At 54.8% G+C, this 23,411-nt stretch carries 22 protein-coding genes and 1 tRNA gene; 13 read left to right on the forward strand and 10 right to left on the reverse strand.

Going from position 1 to position 23,411, the window contains the following annotated elements; all coding sequences use genetic code 11:
• Window positions 1-45 precede the first annotated feature (45 nt).
• Window positions 46-121, forward strand: a tRNA-Trp gene (locus ACSEMK_RS21715).
• Window positions 122-223: 102 nt separating this feature from the next.
• On the opposite strand, the gene hdfR is transcribed toward ACSEMK_RS21715, so the two are convergent.
• On the reverse strand, window positions 224-1,045 hold the full coding sequence (hdfR, locus tag ACSEMK_RS21720) for an HTH-type transcriptional regulator HdfR (protein ID WP_045389306.1): 822 nt from the start codon (window positions 1,043-1,045) through the stop codon (window positions 224-226).
• A 118-nt stretch (window positions 1,046-1,163) separates the two neighbouring features.
• Here hdfR and ACSEMK_RS21725 point away from each other — a divergent pair, with 118 nt between their 5' ends.
• Window positions 1,164-1,502 carry a DUF413 domain-containing protein gene (locus ACSEMK_RS21725; RefSeq protein WP_015368901.1) on the forward strand — a complete coding sequence of 113 codons (339 nt, stop codon included), beginning with the start codon at window positions 1,164-1,166 and terminating at the stop codon, window positions 1,500-1,502.
• A gap of 23 nt (window positions 1,503-1,525) precedes the next feature.
• Here the strand turns inward: ACSEMK_RS21725 and ACSEMK_RS21730 are convergent, their stop codons facing one another.
• Window positions 1,526-3,046 carry a YifB family Mg chelatase-like AAA ATPase gene (locus ACSEMK_RS21730; protein ID WP_430915451.1) on the reverse strand — a complete coding sequence of 507 codons (1,521 nt, stop codon included), beginning with the start codon at window positions 3,044-3,046 and terminating at the stop codon, window positions 1,526-1,528.
• Between the two features lie 354 nt (window positions 3,047-3,400).
• Between ACSEMK_RS21730 and ilvL the strand changes: the two genes are divergently transcribed.
• From ilvL to ilvA, 6 genes are all read left to right on the forward strand, one after another.
• Window positions 3,401-3,499 carry an ilv operon leader peptide gene (gene ilvL / locus ACSEMK_RS21735; protein WP_001311244.1) on the forward strand — a complete coding sequence of 33 codons (99 nt, stop codon included), beginning with the start codon at window positions 3,401-3,403 and terminating at the stop codon, window positions 3,497-3,499.
• A 140-nt stretch (window positions 3,500-3,639) separates the two neighbouring features.
• Entirely contained in the window at window positions 3,640-5,286 is a 1,647-nt protein-coding gene (gene ilvG, locus ACSEMK_RS21740; RefSeq protein ID WP_435336640.1) for an acetolactate synthase 2 catalytic subunit, read from the forward strand.
• Window positions 5,283-5,540, forward strand: a complete 258-nt coding sequence (ilvM, locus tag ACSEMK_RS21745; protein ID WP_015368897.1) for an acetolactate synthase 2 small subunit — start codon at window positions 5,283-5,285, stop codon at window positions 5,538-5,540. The genes ilvG and ilvM overlap by 4 nt, the downstream gene beginning before the upstream one ends.
• A gap of 19 nt (window positions 5,541-5,559) precedes the next feature.
• On the forward strand, window positions 5,560-6,489 hold the full coding sequence (locus ACSEMK_RS21750) for a branched-chain amino acid transaminase (RefSeq protein WP_008807980.1): 930 nt from the start codon (window positions 5,560-5,562) through the stop codon (window positions 6,487-6,489).
• 60 nt (window positions 6,490-6,549) lie between these two features.
• Window positions 6,550-8,400 (forward strand): dihydroxy-acid dehydratase, encoded by a 1,851-nt coding sequence (gene ilvD / locus ACSEMK_RS21755; protein WP_015368896.1) that lies wholly within the window; start codon window positions 6,550-6,552, stop codon window positions 8,398-8,400.
• A gap of 2 nt (window positions 8,401-8,402) precedes the next feature.
• Window positions 8,403-9,947, forward strand: a complete 1,545-nt coding sequence (gene ilvA, locus ACSEMK_RS21760) for a threonine ammonia-lyase, biosynthetic (protein WP_435336641.1) — start codon at window positions 8,403-8,405, stop codon at window positions 9,945-9,947.
• Here ilvA and ilvY read toward each other — a convergent pair.
• Window positions 9,944-10,834 (reverse strand): HTH-type transcriptional activator IlvY, encoded by an 891-nt coding sequence (gene ilvY, locus ACSEMK_RS21765; RefSeq protein WP_430915453.1) that lies wholly within the window; start codon window positions 10,832-10,834, stop codon window positions 9,944-9,946. The genes ilvA and ilvY overlap by 4 nt on opposite strands.
• Before the next feature lie 155 nt (window positions 10,835-10,989).
• Here ilvY and ilvC point away from each other — a divergent pair, with 155 nt between their 5' ends.
• Complete coding sequence (gene ilvC, locus ACSEMK_RS21770; RefSeq protein ID WP_407251238.1) at window positions 10,990-12,465, forward strand: ketol-acid reductoisomerase; 1,476 nt, start codon at window positions 10,990-10,992, stop codon at window positions 12,463-12,465.
• A gap of 98 nt (window positions 12,466-12,563) precedes the next feature.
• On the opposite strand, the gene ppiC (ACSEMK_RS21775) is transcribed toward ilvC, so the two are convergent.
• Both ppiC (ACSEMK_RS21775) and ppiC (ACSEMK_RS21780) read right to left on the reverse strand, forming a co-directional pair.
• On the reverse strand, window positions 12,564-12,845 hold the full coding sequence (gene ppiC / locus ACSEMK_RS21775) for a peptidylprolyl isomerase PpiC (protein ID WP_002883180.1): 282 nt from the start codon (window positions 12,843-12,845) through the stop codon (window positions 12,564-12,566).
• A gap of 51 nt (window positions 12,846-12,896) precedes the next feature.
• Window positions 12,897-13,178: a peptidylprolyl isomerase PpiC gene (gene ppiC, locus ACSEMK_RS21780; protein ID WP_032709514.1), complete on the reverse strand. Its 282-nt coding sequence runs from the start codon at window positions 13,176-13,178 to the stop codon at window positions 12,897-12,899.
• 112 nt (window positions 13,179-13,290) lie between these two features.
• On the opposite strand from ppiC (ACSEMK_RS21780), the gene rep reads away from it, so the two are divergent.
• Window positions 13,291-15,312 carry a DNA helicase Rep gene (gene rep / locus ACSEMK_RS21785; RefSeq protein WP_045367558.1) on the forward strand — a complete coding sequence of 674 codons (2,022 nt, stop codon included), beginning with the start codon at window positions 13,291-13,293 and terminating at the stop codon, window positions 15,310-15,312.
• 4 nt (window positions 15,313-15,316) lie between these two features.
• Here the strand turns inward: rep and ACSEMK_RS21790 are convergent, their stop codons facing one another.
• The 5 genes from ACSEMK_RS21790 to rhlB form a co-directional block, all read right to left on the reverse strand.
• Entirely contained in the window at window positions 15,317-16,039 is a 723-nt protein-coding gene (locus ACSEMK_RS21790; protein WP_430915454.1) for a DUF554 domain-containing protein, read from the reverse strand.
• A 62-nt stretch (window positions 16,040-16,101) separates the two neighbouring features.
• Window positions 16,102-17,100, reverse strand: coding sequence for an amidohydrolase family protein (locus ACSEMK_RS21795; protein WP_430915455.1), 999 nt, complete (start codon window positions 17,098-17,100; stop codon window positions 16,102-16,104).
• A 131-nt stretch (window positions 17,101-17,231) separates the two neighbouring features.
• Entirely contained in the window at window positions 17,232-18,149 is a 918-nt protein-coding gene (locus ACSEMK_RS21800) for a LysR family transcriptional regulator (protein ID WP_213794871.1), read from the reverse strand.
• Between the two features lie 19 nt (window positions 18,150-18,168).
• Window positions 18,169-19,674 (reverse strand): guanosine-5'-triphosphate,3'-diphosphate diphosphatase, encoded by a 1,506-nt coding sequence (gppA, locus tag ACSEMK_RS21805; protein ID WP_213317857.1) that lies wholly within the window; start codon window positions 19,672-19,674, stop codon window positions 18,169-18,171.
• Window positions 19,675-19,789: 115 nt separating this feature from the next.
• A complete protein-coding gene (gene rhlB, locus ACSEMK_RS21810) occupies window positions 19,790-21,055 on the reverse strand; it encodes an ATP-dependent RNA helicase RhlB (protein ID WP_015368886.1) in 1,266 nt (421 codons plus the stop codon).
• 343 nt (window positions 21,056-21,398) lie between these two features.
• On the opposite strand from rhlB, the gene trxA reads away from it, so the two are divergent.
• From trxA to rho, 3 genes are all read left to right on the forward strand, one after another.
• Entirely contained in the window at window positions 21,399-21,728 is a 330-nt protein-coding gene (gene trxA, locus ACSEMK_RS21815) for a thioredoxin TrxA (protein WP_002883224.1), read from the forward strand.
• Window positions 21,729-21,871: 143 nt separating this feature from the next.
• The gene (locus tag ACSEMK_RS21820) at window positions 21,872-21,973 is read left to right on the forward strand and encodes a rho operon leader peptide (protein ID WP_049245627.1); all 102 of its coding nucleotides are present in this window, start codon (window positions 21,872-21,874) and stop codon (window positions 21,971-21,973) included.
• Window positions 21,974-22,059: 86 nt separating this feature from the next.
• Entirely contained in the window at window positions 22,060-23,319 is a 1,260-nt protein-coding gene (gene rho, locus ACSEMK_RS21825) for a transcription termination factor Rho (protein WP_002883293.1), read from the forward strand.
• Window positions 23,320-23,411: the final 92 nt, after the last annotated feature.

Below are 23,411 nucleotides of genomic sequence, written 5' to 3' on the forward strand. Positions count from 1 at the left end.
ATATTAAGCCTGCTATATTAGCGGGCTTAATAGCGAGAAAGATTTAGGGGCGTAGCTCAGTTGGTAGAGCACCGGTCTCCAAAACCGGGTGTCGCGAGTTCGAGTCTCTCCGCCCCTGCCATATATAATCCTTTGCTTCGGCAAAGGATTTTTTTTGTCTTTAATTTCTCCTCTTACTCTGCCTTTCCTGTTGTTTTGTCACTCCGTCCATGGAGTCAGATCGCTATTCCAGGATGCTGCTTTTCAGAATCTCGCGAATATGGGCCTGCTTATCGCTATTTTGTAGCCAGATGGCATACAGAGGACGTGAAAGCGTCGCGCTATCGGTCACCGTGTGCAGGCCGGTTTTCTGCTGTGCCCAACTAACGGGTAACCATGTACAACCATTCAGCGTACTGAGTTGCTGATAAGCCAGTTCTGCGGAACTCGTCGTCAACAGGGGTACATCATCGCTGCCGATCAAACCCACTTCGTTTTGCTGGAAATCCGGCCCCCATTCCAGTCGCAGATAGTTCAAATCATTCTTATTTTTTCCCGGTGCGGCACAATAGAGCGCCAGGGTGAAATGACCCAATAACTGGCTGCTTAATTCATCCATCTTCGGTGATTCAGTGGTGATCAGGAGATCGAGCTGGCGTTCATGCAACTGCTTAACTAATGACTGGCGCTGGGCTATCCGCGCCTCAAATTGCAGGTTATAGGGATCTTTGTAGAGCGTTCCCAGCCAACCGTTCAACAGGCATTCCCATAGCGACGCGCTGGCGCCGATCGAAAATTCATTATGGCGAGAAGAGTGGGCGACCTCCTTACGCGCGGCCTGCCAGGTATTCATCAACGTTTCTGCATAGGGCAGGAGCTTTTCGCCGGCTGACGTCAGACGAATATTGTTACGATGGCGGGTGAATAAATTTACGCCCAGCTGGTTCTCCAACTGACGAATGCGGAAGCTAACCGCTGATTGTGTTAAATAAAGCGCTTCCGCTGCCCGGCCAAAGTGGCGAGTTCTGCTCACTTCAAGGAAAGTTTTGAGCAATTCCGTGTCCACACTCTTCTCCGCAAAATTATTTGTCGTGATGATTTAAATGTTTTGTTTGACGCTCTGTCAAGCGTAACTAATACTCCGCGCCATAAATAGCTCGGCCAAAGAATCAGGAGCGTGTAGGATGGCGGAAAGCTTTACGACGACTAATCGTTTTTTCGACAATAAAAATTATCCACGCGGGTTCTCCCGTCACGGTGATTTCACCATCAAAGAGGCGCAACTGCTTGAACGTCATGGTTACGCCTTTAATGAGCTGGAATTGGGTAAACGCGAGCCTGTTACCGAAGATGAAAAACAATTCGTTGCGGTATGCCACGGCGAACGTGAGCCGGTAACCGAAGCGGAACGCGTTTGGATTAAGTATATGGCGCGAATCAAACGTCCGAAGCGTTTTCATACTTTATCTGGCGGCAAGCCGCAGGTTGAAGGCGCTGAAGACTACACTGAAAGCGACGATTAAAAAAAAGGGCGAAAGCCCTTTTTTTATGCCATCAGCGTCTGCAGGTGATTTAACATACGGTCGATAGCCCGGTAGCTTAGCGCCTCCTGCAAATGATGACGTTCGATATCCCTATCCTCATTCAGATCGGCGATAGTACGCGCAACTTTCAGTAAACGTTGCCATGCGCGGATTGAGAGCCCTAACGCTGAGAGCGTCTGTTCCAGCCATATCGCGTCGTCTTCTTTCAGCTTGCACCAGACTTTTATCTCCCCGCTATCCAGTTGTGCATTAAGTTTATTCTGCCGTGCGATCTGTCTGTCGCGCGCCGCGAATACCCGTAGACGAATGGTGGCGCTTCGCTCTTCGCCAACGCCGCCCCGGCTTAATACGCCCGGTGGAGGAAGTGGAATCTCAAGCGAGAGATCGAAGCGGTCGAGAAATGGCCCTGACAATCGGCCCAGGTAGCGCAGGGTCTGTTCCGGTGTGGCCCGATTATGCTGACCCTGGTAATGTCCTGTTGGGCTGGGATTCATGGCGGCAATCAACTGAAATCGCGCAGGATAGTCAATCTTAGCCCGAGTGCGGGAAAGATGAATTTTTCCTGATTCAATGGGCTCTCGTAGTGCATCCAGAACCCGACGCTCGAATTCAGGTAGTTCATCAAGAAACAGAATACCGTTATGCGCGAGAGAGATCTCTCCAGGGGCCGGGATTGAGCCGCCGCCGACCATCGCCGTTAGCGACGCGCTATGGTGAGGGGCGCGAAAAGGCCGCCGACGCCACTGACGCGTGACGTAATGAGCATTGACGAGGCTGAGGATGGCCGCGCTTTCCAACGCTTCCTGGTTGCTTAGCGGCGGTAAAAGCCCCGGCAAACGGCTGGCGAGCATCGTCTTTCCTGTACCCGGTGGACCCATCAAGAGTAAATTGTGACCGCCCGCTGCGACTATCTCCAGCGCGCGTTTTCCCTGCTGTTGGCCAATGACATCGCCGAGATCGTCATAATCGTCCTCTCCCGCAGTTATTTCACCAGTCGGCGGCTGCAGAGTATGTTTCCCTTCCAGAAACGCACAGACTTCCTGCAGGTGCCCTGCTATAAGGCACTCATTGCCGTTAATCAAGCCGACCTCTTCGGCGTTATCTCCAGCAACGACAATCTGCCTTCCGGCTTTTATCGCTTCCATAGCGCTGGATATTGCCCCAGGAACGCCGCGTAATGCGCCTGTAAGCGCTAATTCGCCAATAAACTCATACTGATTAAGTTTCGGGGCGGCAAGCTGCTGCGAAGCGACCAGGAGCGCGAGAGCGATAGGTAAATCATATCTCCCGCCCTCTTTCGGCAGATCGGCTGGGGCAAGGTTTATGGTTATCTTCTTTGCCGGAAAGCTGTAGCCGCTGTTAATAATGGCGCTACGTACCCGATCGCGGGCTTCCTTTACCGTGGTTTCCGGCAGACCTACCATCGTCAAACCGGGGAGTCCGTTGCTGATATGGACTTCGACGGTAATTAGCGGCGCGCTGACCCCGAGCGCCGCGCGGGTATAGACAATTGCGAGTGACATAACGCCTCCTGAGCGGAATGATTATGTCTATTTCTGTGGTTTCATGAACCTATGAATGTTTAACTTTACGCTGCCTGTTCCAGACAATTGTCTGCAAAGTTTTGCATTTTCATTGTTTTCGGAGTGCGCGCGCAAATCCGTCATGACGCCGTTTTAATGCCGTAAAACACGGATGCAAAAGCGAGAATAAGCTGAATTTTTTTCATTTAATTTTTTTCTTTTTAAAAACAACTGGTTTAATAAAAATCGTTAGCAAGATCAGAAAATGGAACATAAAAAAATCTTGTGCTTAATGTGATGTCTGTGGTAACTCTTTAGGTATTCCTTCGAACAAGAAGCCAGAAAGAACAGAAAATGACAGCCCTTCTACGAGTGATTAGCCTGGTCGTGATTAGCGTGGTGGTGATTATTATCCCACCGTGCGGGGCTGCACTTGGACGAGGAAAGGCTTAGAAATCAAGCCTTAACGAACTAAGACCCCCGCACCGAAAGGTCCGGGGGTTTTTTTATAACTTAAAAAACATAAGCGAGGAGCAGGATATGGGTTTTAGCATAAAATTCTGTTTCTCCCGATCTATGACGGGGAAGTAACTATGAACGGGGCGCAGTGGGTGGTACATGCTTTGCGAACACAGGGTGTCGACACGGTATTTGGCTATCCGGGTGGCGCGATTATGCCGGTTTACGATGCTTTGTATGATGGCGGCGTGGAACACCTGCTGTGTCGGCACGAGCAAGGCGCCGCAATGGCCGCCATCGGTTATGCCCGCGCGACCGGCAAAACTGGAGTTTGCATCGCCACTTCCGGCCCTGGCGCCACCAACCTGATCACCGGTTTGGCTGACGCGTTACTTGATTCTGTGCCTGTTGTCGCCATCACCGGTCAAGTGGCGGCGCCGTTTATCGGCACCGATGCTTTTCAGGAAGTGGACGTTCTCGGTTTGTCGCTGGCCTGCACCAAACACAGTTTCCTCGTGCAGTCGTTGGAAGAGCTGCCGCGCGTGATCGCGGAAGCTTTCCAGGTGGCAAACTCAGGCCGTCCTGGCCCGGTACTGGTGGATATCCCTAAGGATATCCAGCTGGCTAAAGGCGAATTAGATCCGCATTTCTCTACCGTTCCTGACGATGTTGAGTTCCCTCACATACAAGTCGAGCAGGCGTTAGCGATGCTTGCACAGTCCCATAAGCCGATGCTGTACGTGGGCGGCGGCGTCGGAATGGCGCAAGCGGTGCCGGCCGTGCGCGAATTTCTGGCGGTGACGCAGATGCCTGTCACCTGCACACTGAAAGGGTTGGGCGCCGTTGCCGCAGATTATCCCTATTATCTCGGCATGCTGGGTATGCACGGTACCAAGGCGGCAAACCTGGCAGTGCAGGAGTGCGATTTATTGATCGCCGTCGGCGCCCGTTTTGATGACCGGGTGACCGGCAAGCTGAATACCTTTGCCCCGCACGCCAAAGTTATCCATATGGATATTGACCCGGCCGAGCTGAACAAACTGCGCCAGGCGCACGTCGCTTTAACTGGAGATTTAAACGCCATGCTGCCAGCATTGCAGCAGCCGTTGGCCATTGATGCGTGGCGCGAGCACAACGCACAGCTGCGCGCGGAGCACACCTGGCGTTACGATCATCCCGGCGAGGCAATCTACGCGCCGCTGTTGCTCAAGCAGCTTTCCGATCGCAAACCGGCGGATTGCGTCGTGACGACCGATGTTGGCCAGCACCAAATGTGGTCGGCCCAGCACATGACCTATACCCGCCCGGAAAATTTCATCACTTCCAGCGGCTTGGGCACCATGGGTTTTGGTCTGCCGGCAGCCGTTGGCGCGCAGGTGGCCCGCCCGGACGATACGGTTATCTGTATCTCCGGCGATGGCTCTTTCATGATGAACGTGCAGGAGCTGGGCACCGTTAAACGTAAGCAGTTACCGTTGAAAATCGTGCTGCTGGATAACCAACGTCTAGGTATGGTTCGCCAGTGGCAGCAGCTGTTCTTCCAGGAGCGTTACAGCGAAACCACGCTTACCGATAATCCTGATTTTCTTACGCTGGCCAGCGCCTTCGGCATTCCAGGCCAGCACATCACCCGTAAAGACCAGGTTGAAGCGGCACTCGACACCATGCTTTCGAGCCAGGGGCCATACCTGCTTCATGTCTCAATCGATGAACTTGAGAATGTCTGGCCGTTGGTGCCGCCCGGCGCCAGTAATGCAGAAATGCTGGAGAAATTATCATGATGCAACATCAGGTCGCTTTACAGGCTCGCTTCAACCCCGAAACCTTAGAACGCGTGCTGCGCGTGGTGCGCCATCGCGGTTTTCAAATCTGCTCAATGAATATGGAAACCGCGTCGGATGCGCAAAACATAAATATCGAACTGACCGTTGCCAGTCAGCGGCCCGTCGAATTACTGTTTAGTCAGTTACGCAAACTGGTCGACGTCGCCTGCGTCGAGATCCAGCAACCCACATCACAACAAATCCGCGCCTGAGCGCAGAGGAATAAAAAAAATGACGACGAAGAAAGCTGATTACATTTGGTTCAATGGCGAGATGACCCCATGGGGCGAGGCGAAAGTACACGTCATGTCCCACGCGTTGCACTACGGGACTTCGGTATTCGAAGGTATCCGCTGCTACGATTCTCACAAAGGGCCAGTGGTGTTCCGCCATCGTGAACACATGCAGCGTCTGCATGATTCAGCAAAAATCTACCGTTTCCCGGTTTCTCAGAGCGTTGACGAGCTGATGGAAGCCTGCCGCGAAGTTATCCGTACCAATAAACTGACCAGCGCTTATATCCGTCCGCTGGTGTTTGTTGGCGATGTTGGCATGGGCGTTAACCCGCCGGACGGCTATAAAACCGACGTTATCATCGCGGCGTTCCCGTGGGGTGCATACCTTGGCGCAGAAGCGCTGGAGCAGGGGATCGATGCGATGGTTTCTTCCTGGAACCGCGCGGCGCCAAACACCATCCCAACCGCAGCGAAAGCGGGCGGCAACTATCTCTCCTCTCTGCTGGTCGGCAGCGAAGCACGTCGTCACGGTTATCAGGAAGGTATCGCGCTGGACGTTAACGGCTATATCTCCGAAGGCGCAGGCGAAAACCTGTTTGAGGTGAAAGATGGCGTGCTGTTTACTCCGCCGTTTACCTCTTCCGCGCTGCCGGGTATCACCCGCGACGCCATCATCAAACTGGCGAAAGATCTCGGTATCGAAGTCCGCGAGCAGGTGCTGTCCCGCGAATCTCTGTACCTGGCGGATGAAGTGTTCATGTCCGGTACCGCTGCGGAAATCACGCCGGTACGCAGCGTTGACGGTATCCAGGTTGGCGCAGGCCGCCGTGGCCCGGTGACCAAACGCATTCAGGAAGCCTTCTTTGGCCTCTTCACCGGTGAAACGGAAGATAAATGGGGCTGGCTGGATCCGGTAAGTAAGTGATTAAAAATGGGACGGCACGCACCGTCCCATTGCATAAACAGAGATGGGAGTAAAAAGAGCATGCCTAAGTACCGTTCCGCCACCACCACACATGGCCGCAATATGGCGGGCGCCCGCGCGCTGTGGCGCGCAACCGGGATGACCGATGCCGATTTCGGCAAACCAATCATCGCCGTTGTTAACTCCTTTACCCAGTTTGTTCCAGGGCACGTGCATCTGCGCGATCTCGGCAAACTGGTTGCCGAGCAGATTGAAGCTGCGGGCGGCGTCGCTAAAGAATTCAACACCATCGCGGTGGATGATGGGATCGCCATGGGTCACGGGGGTATGCTCTATTCACTGCCATCCCGCGAGCTCATCGCCGATTCAGTCGAGTACATGGTTAACGCCCACTGCGCCGATGCCATGGTCTGTATCTCCAACTGTGACAAAATCACCCCGGGGATGCTGATGGCCTCCCTGCGGTTGAATATTCCGGTGATCTTTGTTTCCGGCGGCCCGATGGAAGCCGGGAAAACTAAGCTGTCTGACAAAATCATCAAGTTGGATCTGGTTGATGCCATGATTCAGGGGGCAGACCCGAAAGTCTCTGACGATCAGAGCGAACAGGTGGAGCGTTCCGCCTGTCCGACCTGCGGTTCGTGCTCGGGGATGTTCACCGCGAACTCAATGAACTGCCTGACCGAAGCATTAGGTCTGTCGCAGCCGGGTAATGGTTCTCTGCTGGCGACCCATGCCGACCGTAAAGCGCTGTTTCTCAACGCCGGTAAACGTATCGTTGAACTGACCAAACGCTACTACGAGCAGGACGACGCTTCCGCGCTACCGCGCAATATCGCCAGCAAGGCGGCATTTGAAAACGCCATGACTCTCGATATCGCAATGGGCGGCTCAACCAATACCGTACTGCACCTGCTGGCGGCGGCGCAGGAAGCCGAAATCGACTTCACCATGAGTGATATCGACAAGCTGTCCCGCAAAGTGCCGCAGCTGTGTAAGGTGGCGCCGAGTACGCAAAAATACCATATGGAAGACGTGCACCGCGCCGGTGGCGTGCTGGGTATTCTCGGCGAGCTGGATCGCGCGGGGTTACTCAACCGCGATGTTAAAAACGTCCTTGGCCTGACGCTGCCGCAGACCCTGGAACAGTACGATGTGATGGTGACCCAGGACGACGCGGTGAAAAAAATGTTCCGCGCCGGTCCGGCGGGGATCCGTACTACCCAGGCGTTCTCGCAGGATTGCCGCTGGGATACGCTGGATGACGATCGCGCTGAGGGATGTATCCGTTCTCTGGAACATGCCTACAGTAAAGACGGTGGCCTGGCAGTACTGTACGGTAACTTTGCCGAAAACGGCTGTATCGTCAAAACCGCTGGCGTCGACGATAGCATCCTGAAATTTACCGGCCCGGCGAAAGTTTATGAAAGCCAGGACGAAGCGGTTGAGGCTATCCTCGGCGGCAAAGTCGTGGAAGGCGACGTCGTGGTTATTCGCTATGAAGGGCCGAAAGGCGGGCCGGGAATGCAGGAGATGCTCTATCCGACCACCTTCCTCAAGTCCATGGGTCTTGGCAAAGCGTGCGCGTTGATCACCGATGGCCGTTTCTCCGGCGGCACCTCCGGGCTTTCCATCGGCCACGTATCGCCGGAAGCCGCGAGCGGCGGCAACATCGCTATCATCGAAGATGGCGACATGATTGCTATCGATATTCCGAACCGCGGTATTCAGCTGCAGCTCAGCGATGCCGAAATCGCCGCCCGTCGCGAAGCGCAAGAAGCGCGTGGCGATAAGGCGTGGACGCCGAAAGACCGCGAGCGCCAGGTCTCCTTCGCGCTGCGCGCTTATGCCAGCCTCGCGACCAGTGCCGACAAGGGCGCCGTGCGCGATAAATCAAAACTTGGGGGTTAATAATGGCCGAATCGCAACCCCTATCCGCCGCCCCTGAGGGGGCGGAGTATCTCCGGGCGGTACTGCGCGCGCCGGTTTATGAAGCGGTGCAGAAAACGCCGCTGCAAAAAATGGATAAGCTCTCTTCGCGGCTGGATAACGTGATTCTGGTGAAACGCGAAGACCGCCAGCCGGTGCATAGCTTTAAGCTGCGCGGCGCTTACGCGATGATGTCCGGCCTGACGGCGGAACAAAAATCAAATGGCGTGATCACCGCTTCGGCGGGTAATCATGCGCAGGGCGTGGCGTTTTCCGCATCCCGGCTGGGTGTTAAGGCGCTGATCGTGATGCCGGTAGCGACCGCCGATATCAAAGTCGATGCCGTTCGCGGCTTCGGCGGCGAAGTGCTGCTGCACGGCGCCAACTTTGACGAAGCGAAAGTCCGCGCGATTGAGCTGGCGCAGCAGCAGGGTTTTACCTGGGTGCCGCCGTTCGATCACCCGATGGTGATCGCCGGTCAGGGAACGCTGGCGCTGGAGCTGCTGCAGCAGGATGCCCACATTGACCGCGTATTCGTCCCTGTTGGAGGCGGCGGTCTGGCGGCAGGCGTGGCGGTGCTGATCAAGCAGCTGATGCCGCAGATTAAAGTGATAGCGGTGGAAGCGGAAGATTCGGCGTGTCTGAAAGCGGCGCTGGATGCCGGTCATCCGGTGGATCTACCGCGCGTCGGTTTGTTTGCTGAAGGCGTGGCGGTGAAGCGCATCGGCGATGAAACGTTCCGTTTATGCCAGGAGTATCTGGACGATATCATCACCGTCGATAGCGATGCTATCTGCGCGGCGATGAAAGATCTGTTCGAAGATGTGCGGGCGGTGGCGGAGCCTTCCGGCGCGCTGGCGCTGGCGGGGATGAAAAAGTATATCGCCCAGCATAACATCCGCGGCGAGCGTCTGGCTCACATCCTGTCCGGCGCCAACGTCAACTTCCACGGACTACGCTACGTTTCTGAGCGTTGCGAGCTCGGGGAACAGCGCGAAGCGCTGCTGGCGGTGACGATACCGGAAGAGAAAGGCAGCTTCCTTAAGTTCTGTCAGCTACTGGGCGGCCGTTCGGTCACCGAGTTCAACTACCGTTTTGCCGATGCCAAAGATGCCTGTATTTTCGTTGGCGTGCGGCTGAGCCGCGGGTTGGATGAGCGCAAAGAGATCCTCGAGCTGCTAAGCGAAGGCGGCTACAGCGTAGTCGATCTTTCCGATGACGAAATGGCGAAGCTGCACGTGCGCTATATGGTCGGCGGACGTCCGTCTAAACCGCTGCAGGAGCGCCTGTTTAGCTTCGAGTTCCCGGAATCGCCTGGCGCGCTGCTCAAGTTTCTGCACACCCTCGGCACCCACTGGAATATTTCGTTGTTCCACTATCGCAGCCACGGCACCGATTTTGGCCGCGTTCTGGCGGCGTTTGAGCTTGGCGAGCATGAGCCGGACTTCGAAACCCGTCTTAATGAACTGGGCTACGAGTGTCATGACGAAACCCATAACCCGGCGTTCCGCTTTTTCCTCGCGGGCTAGTGGTTAGGCAGGATTTTCCAGAACGCATCAATAAGCGGCTCGTACAGCCGCTTTTTTTGTGCGCAGACGCCCAGCTCAAATGGCGTCTTCTCATCGCTGCGATCGAGGATCATCACGCGATTGCGGACCGGCTCAGGGCTGTTTTCCAGCACCACTTCCGGCAGTAGCGCCACGCCGCAGCCGAGGGCGACCATCGATACCATGGCTTCATGGCCGCCGACGGTGGCGTAAATGGATGGATTGCTGATTTTATGGCGGCGGAACCACAGCTCGATGCGGCGGCGCACCGGCCCCTGATCGGCCATAATAAACGGTACCGTTGCCCAGTCAGGATGTTCGACCGACACCTGATTGCGCACCGGGCAGGGTAACGCCGGGGCAATCAGCACTACCGCAAGATTTTCCAGCATCGAAAACGCCACCGAGCCCGGCAGCGTCTCCGGCTTACCGGCAATGGCCAGATCGGCTTCTCCAGTGACCACTTTTTCCATCGCATCAGCGGCATCGCCAGTCGATAACTTTATCTCTACTGAGGGATGCGCGGCGCGAAAGCGGTCGAGAATCGGCGGCAGATGGCTGTAAGCGGCGGTCACGGAGCAGAAAATATGTAGCTCGCCGGAGAGCGACGGCCCCTGCTGGTCGATGGCGTGACGCAGTTGCTGATACTGCAGTAAAGTCTGCTGGGCAAAGGAGCGAAGTTCTTCGCCAGCCTCGGTTAGGGTCACGGTGCGATTATCGCGAACGAACAGCGGCTGGCCGAGGTCCTCTTCGAGGCGTTGAATCTGCCGCGAAAGCGTCGAGGGACTAACGTGCATAGCCCGCGCGCTGCGGCCAAAATGGCGGCTTTCCGCCAGATGCAGAAAGGTTTTCAGATCGCGTAAATCCATGGCTCAATCCCCTGAGAATAACGTTGCAGTTATTGCAATGTGATGTTGTGAATATATCAATTTTCGCAACGAAATTCCTGTCATATAGTGGGTTCATTCTCGCAAAACGCGAACCGAACAATAAGCACGACAACACAACATCACGAGGTATCACCATGGCTAACTACTTCAACACACTGAATCTGCGCCAGCAGCTGGCTCAGCTGGGCAAATGCCGCTTTATGGGGCGCGATGAATTTGCCGATGGCGCGAGCTATCTTCAGGGTAAAAAAGTAGTCATCGTCGGCTGTGGCGCGCAGGGCCTGAACCAGGGTCTGAACATGCGTGACTCCGGCCTGGATATCTCCTATGCGCTGCGTAAAGAAGCGATTGCCGAGAAGCGCGCATCCTGGCGTAAAGCGACGGAAAACGGCTTCAAAGTGGGTACCTATGAAGAGCTGATCCCGCAGGCTGACCTGGTTGTCAACCTGACTCCGGACAAACAGCACTCTGACGTTGTGCGTTCCGTACAGCCGCTGATGAAAGACGGCGCGGCGTTGGGTTACTCCCACGGCTTCAACATCGTTGAAGTGGGCGAGCAGATCCGCAAAGACATCACCGTGGTGATGGTGGCGCCGAAGTGCCCGGGTACCGAAGTTCGTGAAGAGTACAAACGCGGTTTCGGCGTGCCGACGCTTATCGCCGTACACCCGGAAAACGATCCGAAAGGCGAAGGTATGGCCATTGCTAAAGCGTGGGCAGCAGCGACCGGCGGCCATCGTGCGGGTGTTCTGGAATCCTCCTTCGTGGCGGAAGTGAAATCTGACCTGATGGGCGAACAGACCATCCTCTGCGGTATGCTGCAGGCGGGTTCTCTGCTGTGCTTCGACAAGCTGGTGGCTGAAGGTACCGATCCGGCCTATGCGGAAAAACTGATTCAGTTCGGTTGGGAAACCATCACCGAAGCGCTGAAGCAAGGCGGCATCACCCTGATGATGGATCGCCTGTCTAATCCGGCGAAACTGCGTGCTTACTCGCTGTCCGAACAGCTGAAAGAGATCATGGCGCCGCTGTTCCAGAAACATATGGATGACATCATCTCCGGCGAATTCTCTTCCGGCATGATGGCTGACTGGGCGAACGACGACAAAAAACTGCTGACCTGGCGTGAAGAGACCGGTAAAACCGCGTTCGAAACCGCGCCGCAGTATGAAGGTAAAATCGGCGAGCAGGAGTACTTCGATAAAGGCGTTCTGATGATTGCGATGGTGAAAGCGGGCGTTGAGCTGGCCTTCGAAACCATGGTTGATTCCGGCATCATCGAAGAGTCCGCTTACTACGAATCACTGCACGAACTGCCGCTTATCGCCAACACAATCGCCCGTAAGCGCCTGTATGAAATGAACGTGGTTATCTCCGATACCGCGGAGTACGGTAACTACCTGTTCTCTTATGCTTGCGTACCGCTGCTGAAAGAGTTCATGACTACCCTGCAGACCGGCGACCTGGGTAAAGCGATTGCCGAAGGCGCGGTGGATAACGCTCAGCTGCGTGACGTGAACGAAGCGATTCGCAGCCACGCTATCGAAGCGGTGGGTAAAAAACTGCGCGGGTATATGACCGATATGAAGCGTATCGCGGTTGCCGGCTGATAGAACAAAAGGTGCGGACGGATGCCCTCACCCCAACCCTCTCCCACAGGGAGAGGGGGCAAACATTAAAGGCCTTCTCTTTGAGAAGGCCTTGTTGTTTATTTCCGGTACAGCACTTTGATGATGTGGTAACCGAACTGGGTATGCAGCGGGCCGGTTGGCTCCAGTTCAGGGCAGGAGAAGACCACTTTATCGAATGCCGGAACCATCTGGCCCTGGCGGAATTCGCCCAGATCGCCGCCGCGTTTTCCTGACGGGCAGATAGAGTGTTTTTTTGCCAGCTTGCCGAAGTCGGCGCCGTTTTTGAGCTGCTCAAGCAGATCGAGAGCCAGTTTCTCTTCTTTTACCAGGATATGCAGTGCTGCCGCTGTTTTAGCCATGATTGCGCCTTGATTGAGTTGGGATAAATCAGGGCGCCATAGTAACACGCGCTAGCGGCGATACAGCACCTTGATGATATGGTAGCCAAATTTGGTTTGTACCGGGCCATAGGGTTTGAGCAGCGGACAGCTGAACACGGCTTTATCAAACGGAGCGACCATTGCGCCCTGCTGGAACTCCCCCAGATCGCCGCCATGGCGTCCTGACGGACATTTTGAGTAGCGCTTCGCCAGATGATCGAAGCTGACGCCCCGTTCCAGCTTGGCGAGGATCTCGTGTGCCAGTTTTTCTTCTTTGACCAGAATATGCAGGGCCGCTGCGCTTTTTGCCATTACCGGAGCCTCAGGATGAATTGCGTGGCTGACACTTTACCATCAGCCGGTAAATCTCGGCCTCGCTTTCTGCTACAATCCACACCCCGTTCGAAGATTGAGCAATATTCCCATGCGTTTAAACCCTGGCCAACAACAAGCCGTCGAATTCGTTACCGGACCGTGCCTGGTGCTGGCGGGCGCCGGTTCCGGTAAGACCCGCGTAATTACGAATAAAATCGCCCACCTGATCCGCGGTTGCGGTTATCAGGCGCGCCATATCGCGGCCGTCACCTTTACTAACAAGGCCGCGCGCGAAATGAAAGAGCGCGTCGGGCAAACGCTGGGGCGAAAAGAGGCGCGCGGGCTAATGATTTCCACCTTCCACACCCTGGGACTGGACATCATCAAACGTGAATACGCCGCGCTGGGAATGAAATCTAACTTTTCCTTGTTCGATGATACCGACCAGGTCGCGCTGCTCAAAGAGCTCACCGAAGGGTTGATCGAAGATGACAAAGTGGTGTTGCAGCAGCTGATCTCGACGATCTCCAACTGGAAAAACGATCTGAAAACGCCGGCGCAGGCGGCGGCTGGCGCGAAAGGCGAACGGGACCGCATCTTCGCCCACTGCTATGGGCTCTATGATGCGCATATGAAGGCCTGCAACGTCCTCGATTTTGACGACCTGATCCTGCTACCGACGCTGCTGCTGCAGCGAAATGAAGAGGTGCGCGAGCGCTGGCAGAACAAGATCCGTTACCTGCTGGTGGATGAGTATCAGGATACCAACACCAGCCAGTATGAGCTGGTGAAGCTGCTGGTGGGGCAGCGCGCGCGCTTTACCGTGGTGGGTGATGATGACCAGTCGATCTACTCGTGGCGCGGCGCGCGGCCGCAGAACCTGGTGCTGTTAAGCCAGGATTTTCCGGCGCTGCAGGTGATCAAGCTTGAACAGAACTACCGTTCATCAGGGCGTATTCTGAAGGCTGCCAACATTTTGATCGCCAATAACCCGCACGTGTTTGAAAAGCGGCTGTTCTCGGAACTTGGCTACGGTACCGAGCTGAAAGTGCTCTCCGCCAATAACGAAGATCATGAAGCGGAGCGCGTCGCTGGCGAACTGATTGCCCACCACTTTATTAATAAAACCAACTACAAAGATTACGCCATCCTTTATCGCGGCAATCACCAGTCGCGGGTCTTTGAAAAGATGCTGATGCAGAACCGCATCCCGTACAAAATCTCGGGCGGCACGTCGTTCTTCTCGCGTCCGGAAATTAAAGATCTGCTGGCCTATCTGCGCGTACTCACCAACCCGGATGACGACAGCGCCTTCCTGCGTATCGTCAATACGCCGAAGCGAGAGATTGGCCCGGCGACCTTGCAAAAACTGGGCGAATGGGCGATGAGCCGCAATAAAGGCTTATTCACCGCCAGCTTTGATATGGGGTTAAGCCAGACGCTGACCGGGCGCGGGTATGAATCCCTCACTCGTTTCACCCACTGGCTGCGGGAAATTCAGCAACTGACCGAACGTGAACCAGTCAATGCCGTGCGGGATTTAATTCGCGGGATTGATTATGAGTCCTGGCTATATGAAACCTCGCCGAGCCCGAAAGCCGCGGAAATGCGGATGAAAAACGTCAACCAGCTGTTCACCTGGATGACCGAAATGCTGGAAGGCAGCGAGATAGATGAGCCGATGACGCTGACGCAGGTGGTTACCCGCTTTACCCTGCGCGATATGATGGAACGCGGCGAATCGGATGAAGAGCTGGATCAGGTGCAGTTGATGACCCTGCATGCCTCAAAAGGGCTGGAGTTCCCGTATGTTTACCTGGTGGGAATGGAAGAGGGATTGCTGCCGCATCAGAGCAGTATCGATGAAGATAATGTTGATGAAGAACGGCGACTGGCCTATGTAGGTATCACGCGCGCGCAGAAAGAGTTAACCTTTACGCTCTGTAAGGAGCGTCGTCAGTATGGCGAGCTGGTGCGCCCGGAGCCGAGCCGTTTTCTGCTTGAGCTCCCGCAAGACGATCTGATTTGGGAGCAGGAGCGGAAAGTCATCTCTGCGGAAGAACGTATGCATAAAGGCCAGGCCAACGTCGCGAATATCAAGGCGATGCTGGCGAAGGCGAAAAAGGGCTAACGTTTCAGGCGACAAACTGCTGCCAGGCGGTAGAAAATGGCATCACCAGCAGCAGCGACGGCAGCATGTTGGCGGTGGGGAAATGGCGAATACCGCAAAGCCGAAAACCGGTCGCCAGCATAATAATACCGCCGCAGGCAGTAAAATCAGCGATCATCGATGGGCTTATCAACGTCATAATAAACGTGGCGGCGAAGAACAGAATCACGAAGATGATCAGCTGGGGAATAAAAATCGCAGTGATAATGTAGCCCAGCGTGGATGCGAAAATAGCGGCGGTGAAAAAGTCGAGTATCGACTTGGTCAGTAGAATGGTCGGGTCGCCGGTCATCCCTTCGGTTAGGGCGCCAAAAATACCGGTACCGCTAGCGCAGAACAGGATCAGCACCGCGATAAACTGGTTCATAAAATCTCCGCCTTCTACACCAGCGTTGTTTTGGCCTGGAAAAATGCGCTCGATGGGCGTGCGTAGTTTGGTGCCCGCCCGCTCAATCCACTTCTCAATATTCAACAGGCCGCCAATAATCGTGCCGATGATAACGGCCAGCGCAATGGGCGGCAGATTGATCAGTTTGTTAAGGAAGAAAACCCCCATGCTGATGGAGATTAACCCGGAAATGAGCGGTAGCGTTTTCTTAAAGTGGTCTGGGATAAATCGGTTGAGCGAGGCGCCTGCAATCGCGCCGACGAGTAATGAACCGCTACAAACAAAGATACCTACCGGCATAGTATATTCTCCCTGTAATAAACTCAGGGCCTGAAATCAGGCCCTGAAGAGTGTTTTTTTAATTATTTGATATTAAATACGCGGCTGGCATTGCCCCAGGCTATTTTATCTTTCAGCCCCGCATCCATTTCTAACGGATCAAACCAGTCGCAGGCCTGATGAATATCTTCATAGGGATAATCGACGGAGAACATTACGCGGTCGGCACCCATCACTTCAATCGCATTATTCAACGAGTGAGTATTAAAATGACCGCTGGTGGTGACGATAAAGTTATTTTGCAGATAGTGCATTAACGGTTTTTCCGCCTTGCCCAAACCGCAGCCGAAACGCTGACGATAGAGACGATGTTGAGTGCGCGGCAGCATGTGTACCAGCCCTTCACCGAGGTGTCCCAGCACCAGATTAAGGTTTGGATAACGGTCGAACAGGCCGCTCATCATCAGGCGAATGGCATGAACGGCGGTTTCCTGCGCAAAGCCCCAGGCGGAACCGATCAGGCTTTCGTAACCGGTATAAATACCGCGAGCCGAGCCTTCCAGCGGTTCACGCGGATGCAGGTACACCGGCACGTTTAACTCGTTAACTTTATCCCAGAATACCAACATGGATTCATCATCAAGATACAGGCCATGTTCGTTATCTTTGACGTTGGTATAGCCGTTAATCAACGCGCCTTTCATGCCCAGTTTTTTCACCGCGCGCTCCAGCTCTTCCGCCGCCGCTTCCGGGTTTTGTAACGCCAGCGTGGCGAAAGCGCTAAATTTATCCGGATTCGGTTTTACATAATTATCAACGATAAAGTCGTTAGTGTCGCGAGCGAAAGAGACCGCTTTGGCTTTATCTAAAATAGATTGCGCGCCGGGTGAAGTCAGAGAAAGAATTACGTGGTCAATATTACGTTGCGCCATCTCTTCGAGCTGAATACTGCGGTCTAGCAGGCGGCGTTCAACATCTTGCATATATTCGCTACCGTTACGGTTAGCTTCGCCGGTCGAATCCCACAAACGATTATTTTCAGGGGTGGATACATGTTCTTCTAAAGCGATTTTTCCGCGCATGATAAGTTCCTTTATTTATTCTATCGATATGAACTGATGCGAGGAGATTAAAATGTTTGACGTATTGACAGCAATAAACCAAATAGAATACGGCGTATCAGTAATACTAATACAGCCGATTCTTTTATGATTTAAATGCTAATAGAACCGCCAGAGGCGGCAAGGGCTACAATCTGCGTGCGCAGCCAGATATGCCCTGGGTCGCGGTGCAGGCGCTGGTGCCAGACCTGGCGAATCGCGATGTTAGCCAGTGAGAAAGGCAGCGGCCAGCTGCGGCAGGGGTAACGTCTGGTGATGTGGCGCGCCAGCTGTTCCGGCACCACCGCGATCATCTCGCTGCCGGCAACCAGCTCGCCTGCGCCTAAAAAGCTGGGCAGCGTCAATGCGATGCGTCGCGGCATACTGTGTTCCGCGAGCAGTTTATCAATATCACCGTGGGCGGTGCCGTTGACGCGAACCGCAAGATGCTTTTCCTGACGCCAGTCTTCGGCGCTGAAATGATGACGAATGCGCGGATGATTGTCCGCTGCCAGACAAACATACGATTGATCGAACAGATGCTGCTGATAGACGCTATCCGGCAACTGGGTAAGATACCCGATCGCCAAATCACATTTCCCGGATTCCAGCGCGCTAAGCGTTTGATCGTCAATATTCAGCACCGTAAAGGTGATGTCGCTGGCTTCCAGCCGTTGGATCTGGCTTTGCAGCAAAGGAAGAAGCGTCATCTGGCTGATATCGGTCATGCCGATGGTGAAGTTACGGTTGCTCTCTTGTGGGATAAATTCCGGCTTAGCCGCCAGATCGGTATCGGCCAATTGCAGCAGAGTAAAAATAGTGGGGGCGATAGCGTCCGCGCGCGGCGTTGGCGCCATTCGTTGACCAACGCGCACAAATAGCGGGTCGTCAAAGTGCTCGCGTAGCTTTTTTAGCAGCAGGCTTCCGGTTGGCTGGCTGATATCAAGCGCTTCCGCCGCCGGAGAGACATTCCCCAAACGGTAGAGCGCGGAGAAAAAGCGTAGTGATTTGAAATCCAGTTCTTCCCGCATGCGCCCTCCTGGCCGGAAATTACCTCGCCGCGTCGTCGTCGATCAGCAGCGCCCAGTGGACATAGCTTTGCCACTGGCACTCTTGCTCGACCATTTCCCGGCCCAGCGGATGTTCTTCCAGCCAGTCATCCGGCAGCGTCAGCGTCAGTTTTTCGTCGTCGGCGGTAAGCTGAATGGTTGGCAGGAGATCGTCGCGCCGGCGGCTGGCAAACAGAATCGCCAGTCGCAGCAGGCGACACAGATGTTCGGCAACGCGCGGCGGTACCGCGTTTTGCTGATGGAGCGAAGAAAGGTCGATGGCGTTAGTCTGGTTGAGCAGCAGCGTGGCGATGAGCTTCTTTTGCGCCGGGGTGAAGCCGGGTAGGTCGAGGTTATTGACCAGATAGGCAGCGTGCTGCGGCGCGCGTTTAAAATCAACGCTCAGGCCAATTTCATGTAGCGCGCAGGCGCTGACGAGTAAATCGCGGCTAAGCGGATCCAGCTCCCAGCCGCTTTCCAGTTGATCCACCAGATGGGTGGCCAGATTAGCAACCCGCTGCGCCTGTTCGGTATCGATCATAAAGCGCCGCTGAATATTACGCAGCGTGCGGCTACGAATATCCTGATCGACAGAAAGGTGCAACATGCCGTAGACCAGCCCTTCGCGTAAGGCGCCGCCAGCCAGCGTCATGCACTGAATATTCAGTTCGCTAAAGATAGCAATCAGAATGGCAAGGCCGCTTGGAAAAACCAGGGCGCGTTCGAGCGTCAGCCCTTCGATTTCCAGCTCTTCGAGTCGGCCGCACTGGATGGCGCGCTGCTTAAGCTGCTGTAGCTTGCTGAGGGTGATGCGCTCATCCATTCCCTGCGCCATCATAATTTCCTGCAGCGCCTGCACGGTGCCTGAAGCGCCGACGCACACTTTCCAGCCGTGATAACGCAGGACATCGGCGATCGGACGCAGCACATCGCGCGCCGCCGCTTCAGCGAGATCGAAGTTTTCTTTAGTCAGACTACGGTCGGCGAAGTAGCGTTCAAGCCAGGTGACGCAGCCCATCGACAGGCTGAACAGCGAGGTGGTTTGCGCGCCGGTGCCGGTCACCAGTTCAGTACTGGCGCCGCCGATATCCACCACCAGACGCTGATCGGCGCCGCCGGTGGTATGGGCTACGCCCTGGTAGATTAGGCGGGCTTCTTCTTCACCGCTAATCACCTGGACGGGGCAACCGAGGATTTCCTGCGCTTTCGCCAGAAACTCGCCGGCGTTGACCGCCAGACGCAGGGTGGCGGTGGCGACGACGCGAATTTGCGCCGAAGGAATATCCTGCAAACGCTCTGCAAACAGGCGTAAGCACTGCCAGCCGCGCTCCATCGCTTCCGCGGAGAGCGCATTATCGCTATTCAGGCCAGCGGCCAGACGCACCTTGCGCTTAATGCGGCTCAGCGTTTGAATACTGCCTGCCACCTCGCGCACCACCAACATATGAAAACTATTGGAGCCAAGGTCGATGGCGGCATACAGCGAGGTGGAACTCATACTCTTCATCTTTCAGGCGGCTCCTGTGTCGACTGGGCTTCGTTGCCCATTCCACTTATCTGAACGCGTTGCCCGGGATTATCTCCGTGGCGCATCCTGAAAGATTTCGCGTATGGCATAGATGTTAACCTGAACGACGACGATTGCGTGGCGGGCCATTACGGCGCGGGCCATTACCTGGGCGGGTACGCGTCAAACGCAACGGCTTCGGTAAATCGGTCATCAGCGCGTCCGGATTGTACTTGCTGACCGGGATCGAATGGCCGATATAGGTTTCGATTGCCGGCAGATTCAGCGCGTACTCTTCGCAGGCCAGACTGATGGAGTGTCCGCTGGCGCCCGCGCGGCCGGTACGGCCAATACGGTGGACATAGTCTTCGCAGTCATCCGGCAGGTCATAGTTAAAGACATGAGTGACGGCGGGGATATGCAGACCGCGAGCGGCTACGTCGGTCGCAACCAGAATATCGAGATCGCCGCGGGTGAACTCTTCGAGAATACGCAGGCGTTTTTTCTGCGCTACGTCGCCGGTCAGCAGACCAACGCGATGCCCATCTGCCGCCAGATGGCCCCAGATATCTTCACAACGATGCTTGGTGTTGGCGAAAACAATAGCGCGGTCAGGCCATTCTTCTTCCAGAAGCGTCTGCAGCAGGCGCATTTTTTCGTCGTTGGAAGGGTAGAACAACTCTTCTTTAATGCGGTGGCCGGTTTTCTGTTCCGGTTCGACTTCAACGTACTCGGCGTTGTTCATTTGTTCGAACGCCAGTTCGCGTACGCGGTAAGACAGCGTGGCGGAGAACAGCATGTTCAGGCGCTGAGTGGCCGGCGGCATGCGGCGGAATAGCCAGCGGATATCTTTAATAAAGCCGAGATCGTACATGCGATCGGCTTCGTCCAGCACGACAACCTGAATGGCGCCGAGATTAATGTGGTTTTGTTTAGCGTAATCGATAAGGCGACCGGTGGTGCCGATCAGAATATCAACGCCGCTTTCCAGTACTTTCAGCTGCTTATCGTAGCCGTCGCCGCCATAAGCCAGACCGAGCTTCAGGCCGGTGGCCTGCGCCAGCGGTTCGGCGTCAGCGTGAATCTGTACCGCCAGCTCGCGCGTCGGCGCCATGATCAGCGCGCGCGGTTGGTTAACCTGGCGGTCTGCGATGGCCGGGTGAGAGAGAAGATAATGAAACGTTGACGTCAGAAACGCCATCGTTTTACCGGTACCGGTTTGCGCCTGCCCGGCGACATCGCGGCCTTCCAGCGTGAGCGGAAGGGCGAGAGCCTGAATGGGTGTGCAATTATGAAACCCTTTTTTTTCAAGGGCTTCGACAACTGCCGGGTGCAGGGCGAAGTCGGAAAACTTCTGTTCTGTCAAATGTGTTTTGCTCATAGTGTGGTAGAATATCAGCTAACTATTGCATTAAGAAAGCGTATCCGGTGAAATAACGTCAACCTTTCGTTGGCGATATACGAAATTATTCAAGGTGCGTCTCCGGCTACTGAACGGATCCCGGAAAGCTTAGACTACTAAGCGCAACGGGGGCGGTAAATCTGCCGCAGGTTGATTTGCAGACAGTGCGCTTAAGCATCGGCGGTGGTGGTCCATGGTGGATCCATTCCCGCAGGTAGCTTATAAAAGAGGCATCCTGAAGAATAGCGTGCATAACGTAGCATCAACACGTCGTTGATGACTGCGACACCAACACACCAGGCTTATTCCTGTGGAGTTATATATGAGCGATAAAATTATTCACCTGACTGACGACAGTTTTGACACGGACGTACTCAAGGCTGACGGGCTGACCCTCGTCGATTTCTGGGCAGAGTGGTGTGGTCCGTGCAAAATGATCGCCCCGATTCTGGATGAGATCGCTGAAGAGTATCAAGGCAAACTGACCGTGGCTAAACTGAACATCGATCAGAACCCGGGCACGGCGCCGAAGTACGGCATCCGCGGCATCCCGACGCTGCTGCTGTTCAAGAACGGCGAAGTCGCGGCGACTAAAGTCGGCGCGCTGTCCAAAGGCCAACTGAAAGAGTTCCTCGACGCCAACCTGGCGTAATCGGTTTGCCATTCCGGCGTCCGGATTCCTATTTTTTGTGGAACTCTGGACGCCCGGCCTGAGTCGTGCTAAGTTAATTCCAGACTTCGTTTTAAACATACCTATTGTTTGAATCTTGTTTTACCCAAAGCGTCCCGCAGACTATGCGCGTGAGGCTAATAATTCCGGGCTTATCACTCATTCCGTCTTGTCGTTTCAGTTCTGCGTTCTTTCCTGTGACCAGGCAACGTACAGACACGAGATGAAGCCGCTAACAGGCATGGATGTTCCTGCCATACCATTCACAACATTAAGTTCGAGATTTACCCCGAGTTTAAGAACCCACACCACTATGAATCTTACCGAATTAAAGAATACGCCGGTTTCTGAGCTGATTACTCTCGGCGAAAATATGGGGCTGGAAAACCTGGCTCGTATGCGTAAGCAGGATATTATTTTTGCCATCCTCAAGCAGCATTCAAAGAGTGGCGAAGATATCTTTGGCGATGGCGTACTGGAGATACTGCAGGATGGATTTGGATTCCTCCGCTCAGCAGACAGCTCCTACCTCGCCGGTCCAGACGACATCTACGTATCCCCCAGCCAAATCCGCCGCTTCAACCTCCGCACTGGTGACACCATTTCCGGTAAGATTCGTCCTCCTAAAGAGGGTGAACGTTACTTCGCGCTGCTGAAAGTTAACGAAGTTAACTACGACAAGCCGGAAAACGCGCGTAACAAGATTCTGTTCGAGAACTTAACGCCGCTGCACGCGAATTCACGCCTGCGTATGGAGCGTGGTAATGGTTCTACCGAAGACTTAACCGCCCGCGTACTGGATCTGGCATCGCCGATTGGCCGCGGCCAGCGTGGCCTGATCGTCGCGCCGCCGAAAGCCGGTAAAACCATGCTGCTGCAGAACATCGCGCAGAGCATCGCATACAACCATCCTGACTGCGTGCTGATGGTGTTGCTTATCGACGAACGTCCGGAAGAAGTGACCGAGATGCAGCGTCTGGTTAAAGGTGAAGTTGTCGCTTCTACCTTTGACGAACCCGCATCTCGTCACGTGCAGGTTGCCGAAATGGTTATCGAGAAAGCGAAACGTCTGGTTGAGCACAAAAAAGACGTTATTATCCTGCTCGACTCCATTACCCGTCTGGCCCGTGCCTACAACACCGTGGTTCCGGCTTCCGGTAAAGTGCTGACCGGTGGTGTGGACGCCAACGCCCTGCATCGTCCGAAGCGCTTCTTCGGTGCGGCGCGTAACGTGGAAGAGGGCGGCAGCCTGACTATCATCGCTACCGCGCTTATCGATACCGGCTCTAAAATGGATGAAGTTATCTACGAAGAGTTCAAAGGCACCGGTAACATGGAACTGCACCTCTCCCGTAAGATTGCGGAAAAACGCGTCTTCCCGGCTATCGACTACAACCGTTCCGGTACCCGTAAAGAAGAGCTGCTGACCACCCAGGAAGAGCTGCAGAAAATGTGGATCCTGCGCAAAATCATCCATCCTATGGGTGAAATCGACGCAATGGAGTTCCTCATTAATAAGCTGGCGATGACCAAAACTAACGACGACTTCTTCGATATGATGAAGCGTTCGTAGGAAGGAATACGCCGAAAAAACGCCACGCGATTGCGTGGCGTTTTGTTTTGTAGCTTTGTATGATCCAGGCGGGAAAAGCGCCGCCAGCGTTG

This window comes from Klebsiella sp. K-3, assembly GCF_051207495.1.
GTDB classification, from domain to species: domain Bacteria; phylum Pseudomonadota; class Gammaproteobacteria; order Enterobacterales; family Enterobacteriaceae; genus Klebsiella; species Klebsiella aerogenes.